This is a genomic window from Xanthomonas sp. PPL134, from assembly GCF_040595915.1.
Lineage (GTDB): Bacteria > Pseudomonadota > Gammaproteobacteria > Xanthomonadales > Xanthomonadaceae > Xanthomonas_A > Xanthomonas_A indica.
Genome location: NZ_JAMDLL010000003.1, coordinates 32,013 through 45,666, shown reverse-complemented (window position 1 = coordinate 45,666; position 13,654 = coordinate 32,013). Strand labels below are relative to the sequence as shown.

Below are 13,654 nucleotides of genomic sequence, written 5' to 3'. Positions count from 1 at the left end.
CGCCAACGCCAACGCACCGGCCGCGGTGCGACGTGACACCTGCCTGCCCTTCTCCCCGCTTCATCGCCGCCACAACGAAAAACGCCCCGCAAAGCGGGGCGTTCCGGACAGCCTTGAGGGCGATCGATCAGCGCTTGTCGGCGCTGGTGTAGTCGCGCTTGTCGTAGCCGGTGTAGATCTGGCGCGGACGGCCGATCTTCATTTCCGGGTCGACCTGCTGCTCCAGCCAGTGCGAGACCCAGCCGGCGGTGCGGGCGATGGCGAACATCACGGTGAACATCTCCACCGGAATGTTCAGCGCCTTGTAGATGATGCCCGAGTAGAAGTCGACGTTCGGGTACAGCTTGCGCTGCACGAAGTAGTCGTCCTTCAGCGCGGCCTCTTCCAGCTTCAGGGCCACTTCCAGCAGCGGGTCGTTGACGCCCAGCTCGCCCAGCACCTTGTGGGTCATCTCGCGGATGATCTTCGCGCGCGGGTCGAAGTTCTTGTACACGCGGTGGCCGAAGCCCATCAGGCGGAAGCTCGAGTTCTTGTCCTTGGCCTTGGCCACGGCGCTCTCGACGTTGTCAGCGGTGCCGATCTCTTCCAGCATCTTCAGCACGGCTTCGTTGGCGCCGCCGTGCGCCGGACCCCACAGCGCGGTGATGCCCGCGGCGACCGAAGCGTACGGGTTGGCGCCAGTGGAACCGACCAGGCGCACGGTCGAGGTCGAGGCGTTCTGCTCGTGGTCGGCGTGCAGGATGAACAGCAGGTCCAGGGCCTTGGCCACGACCGGGTTCATCTGCAGTTGCTCGCTCGGCACCTCGAACATCATGTGCAGGAAGCGCTCGACATAGCCGAGGTTGTTGCGCGGATAGCGGATCGGCCAGCCGATCGAGTAGCGGTAGGCGGCGGCGGCGATGGTCGGCACCTTGGCGATCAGGCGGATCGCGGCCAGGCGGCGCTGCTCCGGATCGTTGAGGTCGAGGGTGTCGTGGTAGAACGCCGACAGCGAGGCCACGGTACCGGCCATCATCGCCATCGGGTGCGCGTCGTGACGGAAGCCGCCGAGGAAGTTCTTCAGCGACTCGTGCATCATCGTGTGATGCGTCACTTCGTGGTCGAACTTCTTGAATTCGTCGGCGGTGGGCAGCTCGCCGTTCATCAGCAGGTAGGCCACTTCGAGGAAGTTGGACTTCTCGGCCAGCTGCTCGATCGGGTAGCCACGGTACAGCAGCACGCCGTTGTCGCCGTCGATGTAGGTGATCGCCGACTTGCAGCTGGCGGTCGCGGTGAAGCCCGAGTCGTAGGTGAAGAGACCGGTCTCCTTGGTCAACTTGGAAATGTCGACGCAATCATTGCCCAGGGTGGGCTTGAGTACCGGAAGAACGACCGACTTGTCGCCGGCGTTCAACGTGACCTGATCAAGATCGGACACAGTGTGCGCTCCTCGATGGAAGGCGCCTGTCCGATTACGTTGCGAACAGACGCGTGAAGGAAGTCCACGGCAATCGCCACGGATCGCGCCATTATCGCACAGCAGCATTTGCGTCGTCGCTCACCCCTCCTGCGGCACGATGGCGGCAGGAAAGCGACACAGCGTTGCATCCTCGCCGCATTTTCACGGAAGGATGACACCGGCGCGCCCATGCCGGGAAGGGACCATGCAGCGGATAGCAAAACGGCCGCGCAAGCGGCCGTCGCTTTACATCCGTTCGACGGTTCCGATCAGCGCGCGTAGCGCTTCTGGAACTTGTCGATGCGGCCGCTGGTGTCGATGACCTTGTGCTTGCCCGTGTAGAACGGGTGCGAAGCCGAGGAAATTTCGACCTTGATCAGCGGATACTCTTCGCCGTCCTCCCACTTGACCGTCTCTTTCGAGGACATGGTCGAACGGGTCAGGATCTTGAAATCGGAGGTGACATCGTGGAACACGACGTCGCGGTACTGGGGATGGATGTCGGCCTTCATGGGCTCGCACCGTAGGTGGCTGCTGGACAAGAGGGAAACTATAACAGCCCTGCTGCCCTCCACGCAACGTTTACGTCGCGGCAGATGCGGTGGCAGCGCCCATGGGCGCCCCGCCCGGGACGCCACGGGCGATCCCGCCCGGATGCGGGCGGGATCGGCAGGCTCAGCCGGCACCGACTGCGGCCCGCGCCAGGTCCAGGAAGCGGGCGTGGTCGTAGCGGATCAGCATGGTCGCGTTGTCCGGCAGGCCCAGCTGGCGGTTCCAATCGACCAGGGTGGCGCCGCGGGTATGCACCCCGGACAGCTCGATCTGCATCGGGCGCGCCTGCACCTCCTGGGCACCGTCGGGCTGCAGCGCCCAGGCCATCGCCAGTGCGTCGGCGGCATACCAGTGTTCGCCGCGCGCGTCTTCCGACCACAGCCGGGTCTTGCGCGAGATCAGCTCGTAGAAGCGCGCCTTCGGCGCATCCACCGCCAGCCACTGCTCGACCTCGCGGTGCGGCAGCCCGTGCGCCACGGTCGCCTCCCAGTCGGCGACCTCGATGTGCGGGAACGACTTGAACACGATGTGCGCCGCCTCCGGATCGAAGGCGATGTTGAACTCGGCGGCCGGGGTGATGTTGCCGTGGCAGGTGATCGCCCCGCCCATCACCAGGAAACGGCCGACGCGCTGCGGCAGGGTCGGGTCCAGCTTCAGCGCCAGCGCGATGTTGGTCAGCGGCCCCAGCGCGACCAGCAGCAGGCGCCCGGCGTAGTGGTGCGACAGGCGCAGGATCGCCAGCGCGGCGTGCTCGGCCTCGGCGCCACGCGCGGCCGGCGGCAGGTCGACGTCGCCAAAGCCGTCCTGGCCATGCACGTGCCCGGCGTCCACCGAGGGATGCAGCAGCGGATCGGCGCAGCCGGCGAACACCGGCACATCCTCGCGCCCGGCCACTTCGCACAGCTTCAGCGCATTGCGCACGGTGTGGCGCAGGCCGACGTTGCCGGCGGCGATGGTCAGCCCGACCACCTCGTGGCGCGGATCGGCGAACGCCATCAGCAGCGCCAGCGCATCGTCCACGCCGGGGTCGGTATCGATCAACAGGGGAATCTTGTCGCTCATGCGTCGCTTCGCTCGTCCATTCGGCCGCCGAGTCTGGCACCGCGGCGCGGGCATGGGAAGGAGCCGGGATTGGGGAGCCGGGATTGGGGATTCGCGAGAAGCGGCGGCACGACTCTCCGTCGCAGGAACGGCTTCAGCCGCGACCTGCGAACGAAGACGTGGCGATGCCGCTTTTGCGAATCCCCGCTTTCAACAGCCGAATGGCTGGTCATCCCCAATGCCGAATCCCCGCCCCTCACGCCCCGGCGAACCGCACCGCCCCACCGACCCAGCGCGCGACGATGCGGTCGGCCAGGACCGGCGCCTCCTCCAGCAACCGATCGGCCAGCGCGTGCACGCGCGGCAGCAGGCCGGCGTCGCGGGCCAGGTCGGCCACGCGGAACGCGGCCAGGCCGGTCTGGCGGGTGCCCAGCAATTCGCCGGGACCACGCAGCTCCAGGTCCTTCTCGGCGATGACGAAGCCGTCGTTGGTCTGGCGCATGGTTTCCAGGCGCTGCCGCGCCATCGCCGACAGCGGCGCCTGGTACATCAGCACGCAGCTCGACGCGGCAGCGCCGCGCCCGACCCGGCCGCGCAACTGGTGCAACTGCGCCAGGCCAAGGCGTTCGGCGTTCTCGATGATCATCAGCGAGGCATTGGGCACATCCACGCCGACCTCGATGACGGTGGTGGCGACCAGCAGGTCGATCTCGCCCTGCTTGAACGCACGCATCGCCACCTGCTTCTCCGCCGGCTTCATGCGCCCGTGCACCAGGCCCACGCGCAGCTCCGGCAACTGTGCCGACAGCGCCTCGAAGGTGGCCTGCGCGGCGCTGGCCTCGAGCCGGTTGCCGGCGCCGGCCTGCGCGGACTTCTCGCTGTCCTCGGCCTCTTCGATCAGCGTGCAGACCCAGTAGGCCTGGCGGCCTTCGGCACAGGCCACGCGGATGCGCTGCACCAGCTCGGGACGGCGCTCGGCGTTGAGCACGATGGTCTGCACCGGGGTGCGCCCCGGCGGCAGTTCGTCGATCGAGGAAACATCCAGGTCGGCATACGCGGCCATCGCCAGGGTGCGCGGGATCGGCGTGGCGGTCATCACCAGTTGGTGCGGCACGCCCGCGCCCGAGGCACCCTTGTCGCGCAACGCCAGGCGCTGATGCACGCCGAAGCGGTGCTGCTCGTCGACGATGGCCAGGGCCAGGTCGTGGAAGCGCACCGCCTCCTGCATCAGCGCATGCGTGCCGACCACCACCTGCGCCTCGCCGGAGGCGATCTGCGCCAGGGTCGCGCTGCGCGCCTTGCCGGTGACCTTGCCGGCCAGCCAGGCCACGCGCACGCCCAGCGGCTCCAGCCAGCCGCGCAGGTTGGCCAGATGCTGTTCGGCGAGCAGTTCGGTGGGCGCCGCCAGCGCCGCCTGCTTGCGCTTGTCCACCGCCAGCATCGCCGCCAGCGCGGCGACCACGGTCTTGCCGCTGCCGACGTCGCCCTGCACCAGCCGCAGCATCGGCGCAGGCCGCTCCAGGTCGGCGCGGATCTGCGCGAACACGCGCTGCTGCGCGCCAGTCAGTTGGAACGGCAGCGACTGCTGCAGGCGCTTGGCCAGCAGCCCGCGACCGCGTAGCGACGGCGCCGGCTGGCACTGCAGGGCGATGCGCTGGCGCCGCAGGCTCAGGTGATGCGCGAGCAACTCCTCCAGTGCCAGGCGCTGCTGCGCCGGATGCAGGCCGGCGGCGAGCGCGCCCAGGTCGGCCTGCGGCGGCGGCCGATGCGCGACCAGCAGCGCGCTGCGCAGCGACGGCAGCCCGAGTTCGGCCAGCAACGACGCCGGCAGGAGCTCCAGCGCTGCCTCCTCGGGCAGCCGGTCCAGCGCCTGCCCGATCAGCCGGCGTACGGTCGCCGGGCCGACGCCCTCCACCGCCGGGTACACCGGATCCAGGCGATCACCCAACGCCGCGTCGTCGTCCTCGCCGAGGATCTGATAGCTGGGATGCACGAACTCCAGCCCGTGCTGGCCCGGCTTGGGCGTGCCGAAGGCGCGCAAGCGCGCACCGACCGCGAACTGCGCCGCCTGCGCCGCACGGAACTGGAAGAAGCGCAGCACCAGGGTGCCGCGCGAGTCGTCGGCCACCGCCACGCGCAGCATCGGCCGGTAGCGGAAGCCACGGTCCACCGCCTGCACCCGCCCCTCGATCTGCGCGGGCACGCCGGGTTGCAGCGCCGCCACCGTGGTCAGGCGGGTGCGATCCTCATAGCGCAGCGGCAGGTGCAGCCACAGGTCCTGCAGCGTGGACAGGCCGCGCGCGGCGAATTTCTCCGCCAGCTTGGGTCCGACGCCGGGCAGCGTGGTCAGCGGCACCTCGCCTGCCGCCGACAGCGCCGGCGCCGGAACCTGCACGCGCGGCACGGCGGGGGATCAGTCCAGCACCATCACCGCGTCCACTTCGAAGCCCGCGCCCTTGGGCAGGGCCGAGACTTCGATGGTGGAACGCGCGGGGAACGGCGCCTGGAAGTAGTCCTGCATCACCGCGTTGACCTGCGCGAACTGCGCCAGGTCGGTGAGATACAGCCCCAGGCGCACGATGCGATCCAGCGAGCCGCCGGCCGCCTCGGCCACCGCCTGCAGGTTGTCGAAGGCGCGGCGCGCCTGCGCGGCGATGTCGCCGGCGACGATCTCGCCGGTGGCCGGATCCAGCGGGATCTGCCCGGAGAAGTACACGGTGTTGCCGGCGCGCACGGCCTGCGAATACGGACCGATCGCAGCCGGTGCACGGTCGGTATGGATGATCTGGCGGGACATGGCGACTCCGTTGGAAGAATGTCCGCCTAGTTTAGCTGGCGCGCGCGGCTGGGGATTGGGGATTGGGGATTGGGGATTGGGGAGCAGCGTGAGGGCGGGACACGCCGCAGTGCCCGCTTTCAGGAGATTTTCGTAGGAGCGGCTTCAGCCGCGACACTTCATCGGTAAGGCGTCGCGGCTGAAGCCGCTCCTACGACGCCAGGGCCAGGCCCGCGTCGAATCCCCAATCCCAACTCCCCAATCCCGGCACCACCTACTGGCGCCGCACGCTCTGCACCGCATTCAAGCGCCGCAGCCGGCGCATCACCTCGGCCAGGTGGTTGCGGTCGCGCACCTGGATGTTGAAGCGCAGCACCGCGGCGTTGAAGTCGCGGTCCAGGTAGTCGACGCGCTCGATGTTGGACTGGCTCTGCGCGATCGCCGCGGCCAGTTGCGCCAGCACGCCGGTGCGGTTCTCCACGTCCACCACCAGCGCGGTGTCGTAGTCGCCGATGACGCTGGTATCCCAGCCGATCGGCACCCAGCGCTCCGGCGATTTGCGCAGTTCGGCCAGGTTCGGACAGTCCAGCCGATGCACCACGATGCCCTTGCCGGCGGTGTGATACCCCATGATCTCGTCGCCGGGAATCGGCTGGCAGCAGTTGGCGAAGCTGACCACGCCGCGCTCGGTGCCGTTGATCAGGATCTTTTCCTGCGAATGCTTGGAGTGGCCGCCGCCGCGCAGTTCGGCATACGCCATCAGCGCCTGCGCCGCCTGGTTGGGCATCCAGTTGCCCAGCGCCACGTCGGCCAGCAGGGCTTCGAGACGCGGGTAGCGGTGCTCGCTGAGGAAGGAGTCCAGGCGCCCCTTGGGCAGCCGTTCCAGCGAACTGTCCATCGCCTCCAGCGCGCGGTCGAGCATGCGGTGGCCGAGCTGCACCGCGTCCTCGTGCTCGAGCTGCTTGAGCTGGTGACGGATCGCGGTGCGCGCCTTGCTGCTGACCACGAACTCCAGCCACTGCGGCTTGGGCGTGGCCGAGCGCGCGGTGATCACTTCCACCGTCTGTCCGCTGACCAGCTTGGTGCGCAGCGGCACCAGCTTCTTGTCCACGCGCGAGGCCACCGCGCGATTGCCGACGTCGGTGTGCACCGCATAGGCGAAGTCCAGCGCGGTGGAGTTGCGCGGCAACGCCAGGATCTTGCCCTTGGGCGTGAACAGGTAGACCTCGTCCGGGAACAGGTCGACCTTGACGTTGTCCAGGAACTCCAGCGACGAGCCGGCGGCGCGCTGCGATTCGATCAGTTCGACGATCCACGCGTGCGCGCGGCTCTGCGCGCTGTTGGGCGAATCGCCGCCGAACTTGTAGGTCCAGTGCGCGGCGACGCCGCGCTCGGCGATCAGGTCCATCTCCTCGGTACGGATCTGCACTTCGATCGGCGAGCCGTAGGGCCCGAACAGCACCGTGTGCAGCGACTGGTAACCGTTGGCCTTGGGAATGGCGATGAAGTCGCGGAAGCGCGCATCCAGCGGCTTGAAGGTCGCGTGCACCGCGCCGAGCGCGTGGTAGCAGTCCGGCACGCCCCGCACCACCAGGCGGAAGCCGAACACGTCCATTACCTGGTCGAACGATTTGTTCTCGTCGCGCATCTTGTTGTAGATGCTCCACGGGGTCTTGATCCGGCTGACCAACCGGTGTTCCAGCCCTTCCTTGGCCAGGCGCTGCGACAATTGCACCTCCACCTGCGCCATCGACTCGCGGCGCACCACCGGCTGGCTGCGGATGTGTTTTTCGATGATCGCGTGGCGCCACGGATGCAGCGCGCGGAAGCCGAGATTCTGCAGCTCGGACTTCATCAGGCTCATGCCCAGGCGCTGGGCGATCGGCGCGTAGATCTCCAGGGTCTCGCGGGCGATGCGGCTGCGCGCCTCGGCGCTCTGCGCGCCCAGCGTGCGCATGTTGTGCAGGCGGTCGGCGAGCTTGATCATGATCACGCGCAGGTCGCGCGACATCGCCAGCAGCATCTTGCGGAAGCTCTCGGCGGCCGCTTCCTGGCGGTCGCGGAACTTGAGCTTGTCCAGCTTGGTGACGCCGTCGACCAGTTCCGCCACCGCCTCGCCAAACTCGGCGGCCAGTTCGGCGCGGGTCAGCGGGGTGTCCTCGATGGTGTCGTGCAGGATCGCCGCGATCAGCGCCTCCACGTCCAGGCCGAGTTCGGCCAGCACCCCGGCCACCGCCACCGGATGGGTGATGTAGGGCTCGCCGGACTTGCGGGTCTGCCCCGCGTGCGCGGCCGCGCCGACCTCCCACGCACGGCGCAGCAGCGGGATCTGCTCGGCGGGCAGATAGCTGGCGCTGCGTTCGAGCTGCAGGACGTAGTCGGGGACCGCCTCGTCGGCCGACGGCGGCGCGGCACTGGCGACCTGGGCAGAAGGGCCTGGGTTCATGCGGAAAGACTATGCCAGCGGCGCGTGGACGGCAAACCCGCAAAACGAAACAGCCCGCGGATGCGGGCTGTTCGCAGGACGATCGCGACGCGGGGACGCGATCAGTCGTCGTTCTTGGACATGTCCTCGTCGGCCACCACCTCGGCCGCGGCCCATTCCAGGGCTTCGCGCTCGGCGCGCTCGCGCTCGGCCTTCTCGACCTCGTCGATCAGCGCATTGTCGATCTTGCGCGCGGCGATCTCGCGCAGCGCCAGCACGGTCGGCTTGTCGGCCGATTCGGTGTTGTCGAGGGTGGCCTGCACGCCGTTGGCGAGCTGGCGGGCGCGCTTGGACGCCATCATGACCAGTTCGAAACGGTTGTTAACGACTTCCAGGCAATCTTCTACGGTGATGCGGGCCATGCGGGCTCCCGGCGGGCCGGCAACGGCCACGCGTTCGAATGAGGGAAAGGGCGGGAATTGTAGGGCGGACGCCGCCCAAGATCAACCCCACCCCATTGCGTTCCCTTTGGAATCAGCCAGTTGGCTGTTCCTGCAGGAGGGTGGCGATCAACCCGGCATGGCGCTGCTGCTGCGGCAGGCGGCGCAGGCGGCTGGCGACGAAGATCGCGCACATCTCGTCCACGGCGGTGTCGAAGTGCTCATTGACGATCACGTAGTCGAAGTCGGCGTAGTGCGACATCTCCTCGCGCGCGGCGGCCAGCCGCTGCGCGATCACCGCCTCGCTGTCCTGGCCGCGCTTGCGCATGCGCTGCTCCAGCGCCTCGCGCGAGGGCGGCAGGATGAACACGCTGACCGCGTCCGGCACCTTGGCCCGCACCTGGCGGGCGCCCTGCCAGTCGATCTCCAGCAGCACGTCGTGACCGGCAGCCAGCTGCGGCTCCACCGACTGCCGCGCGGTGCCCTTCCAGTCGCCGTGCACGCGGGCGTACTCGAAGAAGTCGCCGGCATCGATCATGCGCTGGAATTCGTCGGCGGAGACGAAATGATAGTGCTCGGCATGGCGTTCGCCCGGGCGCGGCGCACGCGAGGTGAACGAGATCGACAGCGCGATCTGCGGATCGCGCGCCAGGGTGGCGTTGACGATGCTGCTCTTGCCGGCGCCGGAGGGGGCCGCCACGATGTAGAGAGTGCCGCGCATTTTCTTGGGAATGGGGAGTCGGGAATGGGGAATGGGAACAGCACCGAGCCGGGCTGGGGGTGAATCGTACCCGCTTTGACGATTCCCCATTCCCGATCGCCCATTCTCGGCTACTCCAGGTTCTGCACCTGCTCGCGGATCTGGTCGATCAGCACCTTCAGTTCCACCGCGGCGTTGGAGGTGCGGCTGTCCACCGACTTCGAGCCGAGGGTGTTGGCCTCGCGGTTGAACTCCTGCAGCAGGAAGTCCAGGCGCCGGCCCGCCGGTTCCGGCTGGCGCAGCACCCGGCGCAGTTCCTTGATGTGGCTGCCGAGCCGGTCCAGTTCCTCGTCCACGTCGAGCTTCTGCAGCCACAGCACCAGTTCCTGCTCGGCGCGGCCGGGGTCGACCGGATGCGGCAGGTCGGCCAGGCGCGCCGCCAGCTTGGCGCGCTGGCCGTCGCGGATGGCCGGGATCAGCGTGCGCACCTCGCCGGCGATGCGTTCCACCGCATCGACCCGCTCGACGATAGCCGCGGCCAGCTTGCCGCCTTCGCGCTCGCGCGCGGCGACGAACTCGGCCAGCACCTCGTCCAGCAGTTCCAGCGCCTGCGCCTGCAGCGCCGCCGGATCGACGCTCTGCCCCTGCAACACGCCGGGCAACTGCAGCAGGTCGACGAACTGCACCTGCATCTGCGCAAAACGCGCGCCCAGCCGCTGCGCCAGCACGCCCAGCTGCTCGACCAGGGCCTCGTTCACCGCCAGGGTCTGCGCCGCGTCCGGCGCGCGCAGGCGCAGCATCAGGTCGAGCTTGCCGCGGCTGATCCGCGCGGCCACGCGTTCACGCAGTTGCGGCTCCAGCGCGCGCAGCTCCTCCGGCAGGCGCACGCCCACCTCCAGGAAACGGTGGTTGACCGAGCGCAGCTCGCACCCCAGCGTGCCCCAGGGAGTGATGCGCTCGGCGCCGGCGTAGGCGGTCATGCTGCGGATCATGCGGTGTTCCAATGCGGACAAGGGGCGGATGTTAACCTAGCGCCCTTTCCTGCCTTGCCGAACGCGGTCACATGCCGCGCATGGCCCCGCCCTTCCCGGAACCCCTGCATGTCCTTCTCCCGTCCCAGCGGCCGCACGGCCGATCAGTTGCGCCCGGTCCGCATCGAACGCGCCTTCACCCGCCATGCCGAAGGCTCGGTCCTGGTCAGCTTCGGCGACACCCGCGTGCTGTGCAACGCCAGCGTCGAGAACCGCGTGCCGGGCTTCCTGCGCGGCAAGGGCGAAGGCTGGGTCACCGCCGAATACGGCATGCTGCCGCGCGCCACCCATTCGCGTTCCGATCGCGAGGCCGCGCGCGGCAAGCAGGGCGGACGCACGCTGGAGATCCAGCGTCTGATCGGCCGCGCGCTGCGCGCCTGCGTCGACCGCACCGCGCTGGGCGAGCGCACCATCACTCTGGACTGCGACGTGCTGCAGGCCGACGGCGGCACCCGCACCGCCGCCATCACCGGTGCCTACGTGGCTCTGGTGGATGCAGTGAACTGGCTGCAGAAGCGCGGCGACCTGAAGAAGCCGGTGGTGCTGGGCGCGGTCGCGGCGGTCTCGGTCGGCGTCTACCGCGGCGTGCCGGTGCTGGACCTGGACTATGCCGAGGACAGCGACTGCGATACCGACATGAACGTGGTGATGAACGACGGCGGCGGCTTCATCGAGCTGCAGGGCACCGCCGAGGGCCACGCCTTCCGTCGCGACGAACTGGACGCGCTGCTCGGCCTGGCCGAGCGCGGCATCGGCGAGCTGCTGGCGGCGCAGCGCGCGGCCCTGGCGCAATGAACCGGCGCCTGGCCCTGGTCACCCTGGTGGTGGCCGACTACGACGAGGCCATCGCCTGGTACACCGGCAAGCTGGGCTTCCAGTTGCTGGAAGACGTGGACCAGGGCCACAAGCGCTGGGTCGTGGTCGGGCCTGGCGATGCGCGCGGTGCGGCGCTGCTGCTGGCGCGCGCCAGCGACGACGCGCAGCGCAGCCGCATCGGCGACCAGACCGGCGGCCGGGTCGGCTTCTTCCTGCACACCGACGACTTCCAGCGCGACCATGCGGCGATGCTCGCCGCCGGCGTGGAATTTCTGGAAGCCCCGCGTCACGAACCCTACGCCACGGTCGCGGTGTTCCGCGATCTCTACGGCAACTCCTGGGATCTGCTGGAGCCCACCGCATGAAACTGGTCCTCGCCAGCAGCAACGCCGGCAAGCTCGAAGAACTGCATGCCCTGCTCGACGACGTCGGCGTCGACCTGATCGCGCAATCCACGCTCGGCGTCAGCGATGCCGACGAGACCGGCCTGACCTTCGTCGAGAACGCGCTGCTCAAGGCGCGCCACGCCGCCCGCGTCACCGGCCTGCCGGCACTGGCCGACGACTCCGGCATCTGCGTCGACGCGCTGCACGGCGCTCCCGGCCTGTATTCGGCGCGCTATGCCGGCGAACACGGCAATGCGCAGGCCAACATCGACAAGCTGCTGGACGCACTCCACGATGTCCCGGACGCGCAGCGCGGTGCGCACTTCTACTGCGTGCTGGTGCTGCTGCGGCATGCCGAGGATCCTCAGCCGCTGCTGGTGGAGGGCCGCTGGCGCGGCCGCATCGCGCGAGCCCGTGCCGGCACCGGCGGACATGGCTACGACCCGGTATTCCTGGACCCGGACCACGGCCAGACCGCGGCCGAGATGCCGCTGGCGCTGAAGAACCGCATCAGCCATCGCGCCCTCGCCCTGCAGCAGCTCAAGCAGCGCTTGGCCGACCTGCTGGCGGCGCAACCGACCGGATGAACGCGCCGCGCGCGGGCATCCGACCAGGGCCGGCGCCATGGCCCGCGCGGCCCGTGTCGCGCCACGCCGTCAGGCCCTGACCACCACCCAGCACACGCGCCGCCCGCCTCTCCGCTTCCCCGCCCTCGCCCGCCATGTCGCACGCCCACGACCATTGCCAGCATCCGCCCGGCACCGCCTGCCCGGACACATCCGCGCACGCCGGCAGCCCGCCGCTGGTGCCGCCGCCGCTGTCGCTGTACGTGCACCTGCCGTGGTGCGTGCGCAAATGCCCGTACTGCGACTTCAACTCGCACGCGGCCAAGGGCGCGCTGCCGTTCGACGCCTATGTGGAGGCGCTGATCCGCGACCTGGACCAGGACCTACCGCTGGTCTGGGGCCGCGTGGTCAACAGCGTGTTCTTCGGCGGCGGCACGCCCAGCCTGTTCCCGCCCGAGGCGATCGACCGTTTCCTGCAGGCCGCCAGCGCCCGGCTGCGCTTTGCCCCGGGCCTGGAGATCACCCTGGAGACCAATCCCGGCACCGCCGAGCACGGCCGCTTCGACCGTTACCTGGCGGCCGGGGTGAATCGCCTCAGCTTCGGCATCCAGAGCTTCGACGATGCGGCGCTGCAGCGGCTGGGCCGCATCCACGACGGTGCCGAGGCCGAGCGCGCGGTGAAGCTGGCGCAGGACGCCGGCTACGCCAATCTCAACCTGGACCTGATGTACGCGCTGCCGCAGCAGACCCTGGCCGAGGCCGAGCGCGACATCGCGCAAGCGCTGGCGCTGCAGCCGACCCACGTGAGCCACTACCAGCTCACCCTGGAACCGAATACGCTGTTCGCCGCGCGACCGCCGCAGGGCATTCCCGAGGACGACGACGCCTGGGACATGCAGGAACGCTGCCAGGCGCTGCTGGCCGAGGCCGGCTACGCGCAGTACGAGGTCAGCGCCTACGCCCGCGCCGGCTACCGCTGCGCGCACAACCTCAACTACTGGACCTTCGGCGACTATCTCGGCATCGGCGCCGGCGCCCACGGCAAGATCAGCTCCGGCGCCGAGCAGAGCATCCTGCGGCGCTGGAAGCACAAGCATCCGCAGGCGTTCCTGGACACGGCCGGGACGCCGGCAGCGATCGGCGGCGACGAATGGATCGCGCCGGAGCGGCGCCCGTTCGAGTACATGCTCAACGTGCTGCGCCTCAACGACGGCTTCGCGCTGCGCGACTTCAACGCCCGCACCGGCCTGCCGCTGCAGGCGATCGCCCCGGCCCTGGCCACCGCGCAGGCCCGCGACTGGCTGCGGGTGGACGCCGGCCACGCCGTGCCGACCGAGCTGGGGCGGCGTTTCACCAACGACGTGGTCGCGCTGTTTCTGCCCTAGGACGGTGTCCTGACGACGTCGCCCGCCTTGGTTGCGGCGGCGGATCGTGCTACATACCGCGCAGAAAAGTACAACGGCGATCACAGGATGCCCGTGTC

Annotated in this window: 13 protein-coding genes; 4 read left to right on the top strand and 9 right to left on the bottom strand. The window is 69.2% G+C overall.

Annotated features, from left to right (window positions below):
* Positions 1–127: 127 nt before the first annotated feature.
* The 9 genes from M3U25_RS08155 to M3U25_RS08115 all read right to left on the bottom strand — a co-directional run bounded on the left by M3U25_RS08155 (position 128) and on the right by M3U25_RS08115 (position 10,364).
* The gene (locus M3U25_RS08155) at positions 128–1,417 is read right to left on the bottom strand and encodes a citrate synthase (protein WP_026143410.1); all 1,290 of its coding nucleotides are present in this window, start codon (positions 1,415–1,417) and stop codon (positions 128–130) included.
* A gap of 290 nt (positions 1,418–1,707) precedes the next feature.
* On the bottom strand, positions 1,708–1,950 hold the full coding sequence (locus tag M3U25_RS08150; RefSeq protein WP_010341537.1) for a type B 50S ribosomal protein L31: 243 nt from the start codon (positions 1,948–1,950) through the stop codon (positions 1,708–1,710).
* A 163-nt stretch (positions 1,951–2,113) separates the two neighbouring features.
* Positions 2,114–3,052 (bottom strand): nucleoside hydrolase, encoded by a 939-nt coding sequence (locus M3U25_RS08145; RefSeq protein WP_355503731.1) that lies wholly within the window; start codon positions 3,050–3,052, stop codon positions 2,114–2,116.
* Between the two features lie 235 nt (positions 3,053–3,287).
* On the bottom strand, positions 3,288–5,435 hold the full coding sequence (gene recG, locus M3U25_RS08140; RefSeq protein ID WP_355503733.1) for an ATP-dependent DNA helicase RecG: 2,148 nt from the start codon (positions 5,433–5,435) through the stop codon (positions 3,288–3,290).
* Between the two features lie 9 nt (positions 5,436–5,444).
* A complete protein-coding gene (locus tag M3U25_RS08135) occupies positions 5,445–5,828 on the bottom strand; it encodes a RidA family protein (RefSeq protein WP_010341827.1) in 384 nt (127 codons plus the stop codon).
* A gap of 253 nt (positions 5,829–6,081) precedes the next feature.
* Positions 6,082–8,253, bottom strand: a complete 2,172-nt coding sequence (locus M3U25_RS08130) for a bifunctional (p)ppGpp synthetase/guanosine-3',5'-bis(diphosphate) 3'-pyrophosphohydrolase (RefSeq protein ID WP_019797021.1) — start codon at positions 8,251–8,253, stop codon at positions 6,082–6,084.
* A gap of 101 nt (positions 8,254–8,354) precedes the next feature.
* A complete protein-coding gene (gene rpoZ / locus M3U25_RS08125) occupies positions 8,355–8,654 on the bottom strand; it encodes a DNA-directed RNA polymerase subunit omega (protein WP_010343101.1) in 300 nt (99 codons plus the stop codon).
* Positions 8,655–8,766: 112 nt separating this feature from the next.
* Positions 8,767–9,393: a guanylate kinase gene (gene gmk, locus M3U25_RS08120; protein ID WP_010343100.1), complete on the bottom strand. Its 627-nt coding sequence runs from the start codon at positions 9,391–9,393 to the stop codon at positions 8,767–8,769.
* Positions 9,394–9,503: 110 nt separating this feature from the next.
* Positions 9,504–10,364, bottom strand: coding sequence for a YicC/YloC family endoribonuclease (locus M3U25_RS08115; RefSeq protein WP_242080501.1), 861 nt, complete (start codon positions 10,362–10,364; stop codon positions 9,504–9,506).
* A 108-nt stretch (positions 10,365–10,472) separates the two neighbouring features.
* Between M3U25_RS08115 and rph the strand changes: the two genes are divergently transcribed.
* The 4 genes from rph to hemW all read left to right on the top strand — a co-directional run bounded on the left by rph (position 10,473) and on the right by hemW (position 13,556).
* Positions 10,473–11,198, top strand: coding sequence for a ribonuclease PH (rph, locus tag M3U25_RS08110; protein WP_010343098.1), 726 nt, complete (start codon positions 10,473–10,475; stop codon positions 11,196–11,198).
* Positions 11,195–11,584, top strand: a complete 390-nt coding sequence (locus M3U25_RS08105) for a VOC family protein (RefSeq protein ID WP_355503738.1) — start codon at positions 11,195–11,197, stop codon at positions 11,582–11,584. Before rph ends, M3U25_RS08105 begins: the two co-directional genes overlap by 4 nt.
* The gene (gene rdgB, locus M3U25_RS08100; RefSeq protein ID WP_160945308.1) at positions 11,581–12,192 is read left to right on the top strand and encodes an RdgB/HAM1 family non-canonical purine NTP pyrophosphatase; all 612 of its coding nucleotides are present in this window, start codon (positions 11,581–11,583) and stop codon (positions 12,190–12,192) included. Before M3U25_RS08105 ends, rdgB begins: the two co-directional genes overlap by 4 nt.
* Before the next feature lie 134 nt (positions 12,193–12,326).
* Positions 12,327–13,556, top strand: a complete 1,230-nt coding sequence (hemW, locus tag M3U25_RS08095) for a radical SAM family heme chaperone HemW (RefSeq protein WP_355503740.1) — start codon at positions 12,327–12,329, stop codon at positions 13,554–13,556.
* Positions 13,557–13,654 lie beyond the last annotated feature (98 nt).

Coding starts and splice junctions, on each gene's coding strand:
- rph (WP_010343098.1), top strand. CDS start 10,473: ATGTCCTTCTCCCGTCCCAGCGGCCGCACGGCCGATCAGTTGCGCCCG.
- M3U25_RS08135 (WP_010341827.1), bottom strand. CDS start 5,828: ATGTCCCGCCAGATCATCCATACCGACCGTGCACCGGCTGCGATCGGT.
- M3U25_RS08130 (WP_019797021.1), bottom strand. CDS start 8,253: ATGAACCCAGGCCCTTCTGCCCAGGTCGCCAGTGCCGCGCCGCCGTCG.
- rdgB (WP_160945308.1), top strand. CDS start 11,581: ATGAAACTGGTCCTCGCCAGCAGCAACGCCGGCAAGCTCGAAGAACTG.
- M3U25_RS08115 (WP_242080501.1), bottom strand. CDS start 10,364: ATGATCCGCAGCATGACCGCCTACGCCGGCGCCGAGCGCATCACTCCC.
- rpoZ (WP_010343101.1), bottom strand. CDS start 8,654: ATGGCCCGCATCACCGTAGAAGATTGCCTGGAAGTCGTTAACAACCGT.
- M3U25_RS08145 (WP_355503731.1), bottom strand. CDS start 3,052: ATGAGCGACAAGATTCCCCTGTTGATCGATACCGACCCCGGCGTGGAC.
- M3U25_RS08105 (WP_355503738.1), top strand. CDS start 11,195: ATGAACCGGCGCCTGGCCCTGGTCACCCTGGTGGTGGCCGACTACGAC.
- hemW (WP_355503740.1), top strand. CDS start 12,327: ATGTCGCACGCCCACGACCATTGCCAGCATCCGCCCGGCACCGCCTGC.
- gmk (WP_010343100.1), bottom strand. CDS start 9,393: ATGCGCGGCACTCTCTACATCGTGGCGGCCCCCTCCGGCGCCGGCAAG.
- M3U25_RS08150 (WP_010341537.1), bottom strand. CDS start 1,950: ATGAAGGCCGACATCCATCCCCAGTACCGCGACGTCGTGTTCCACGAT.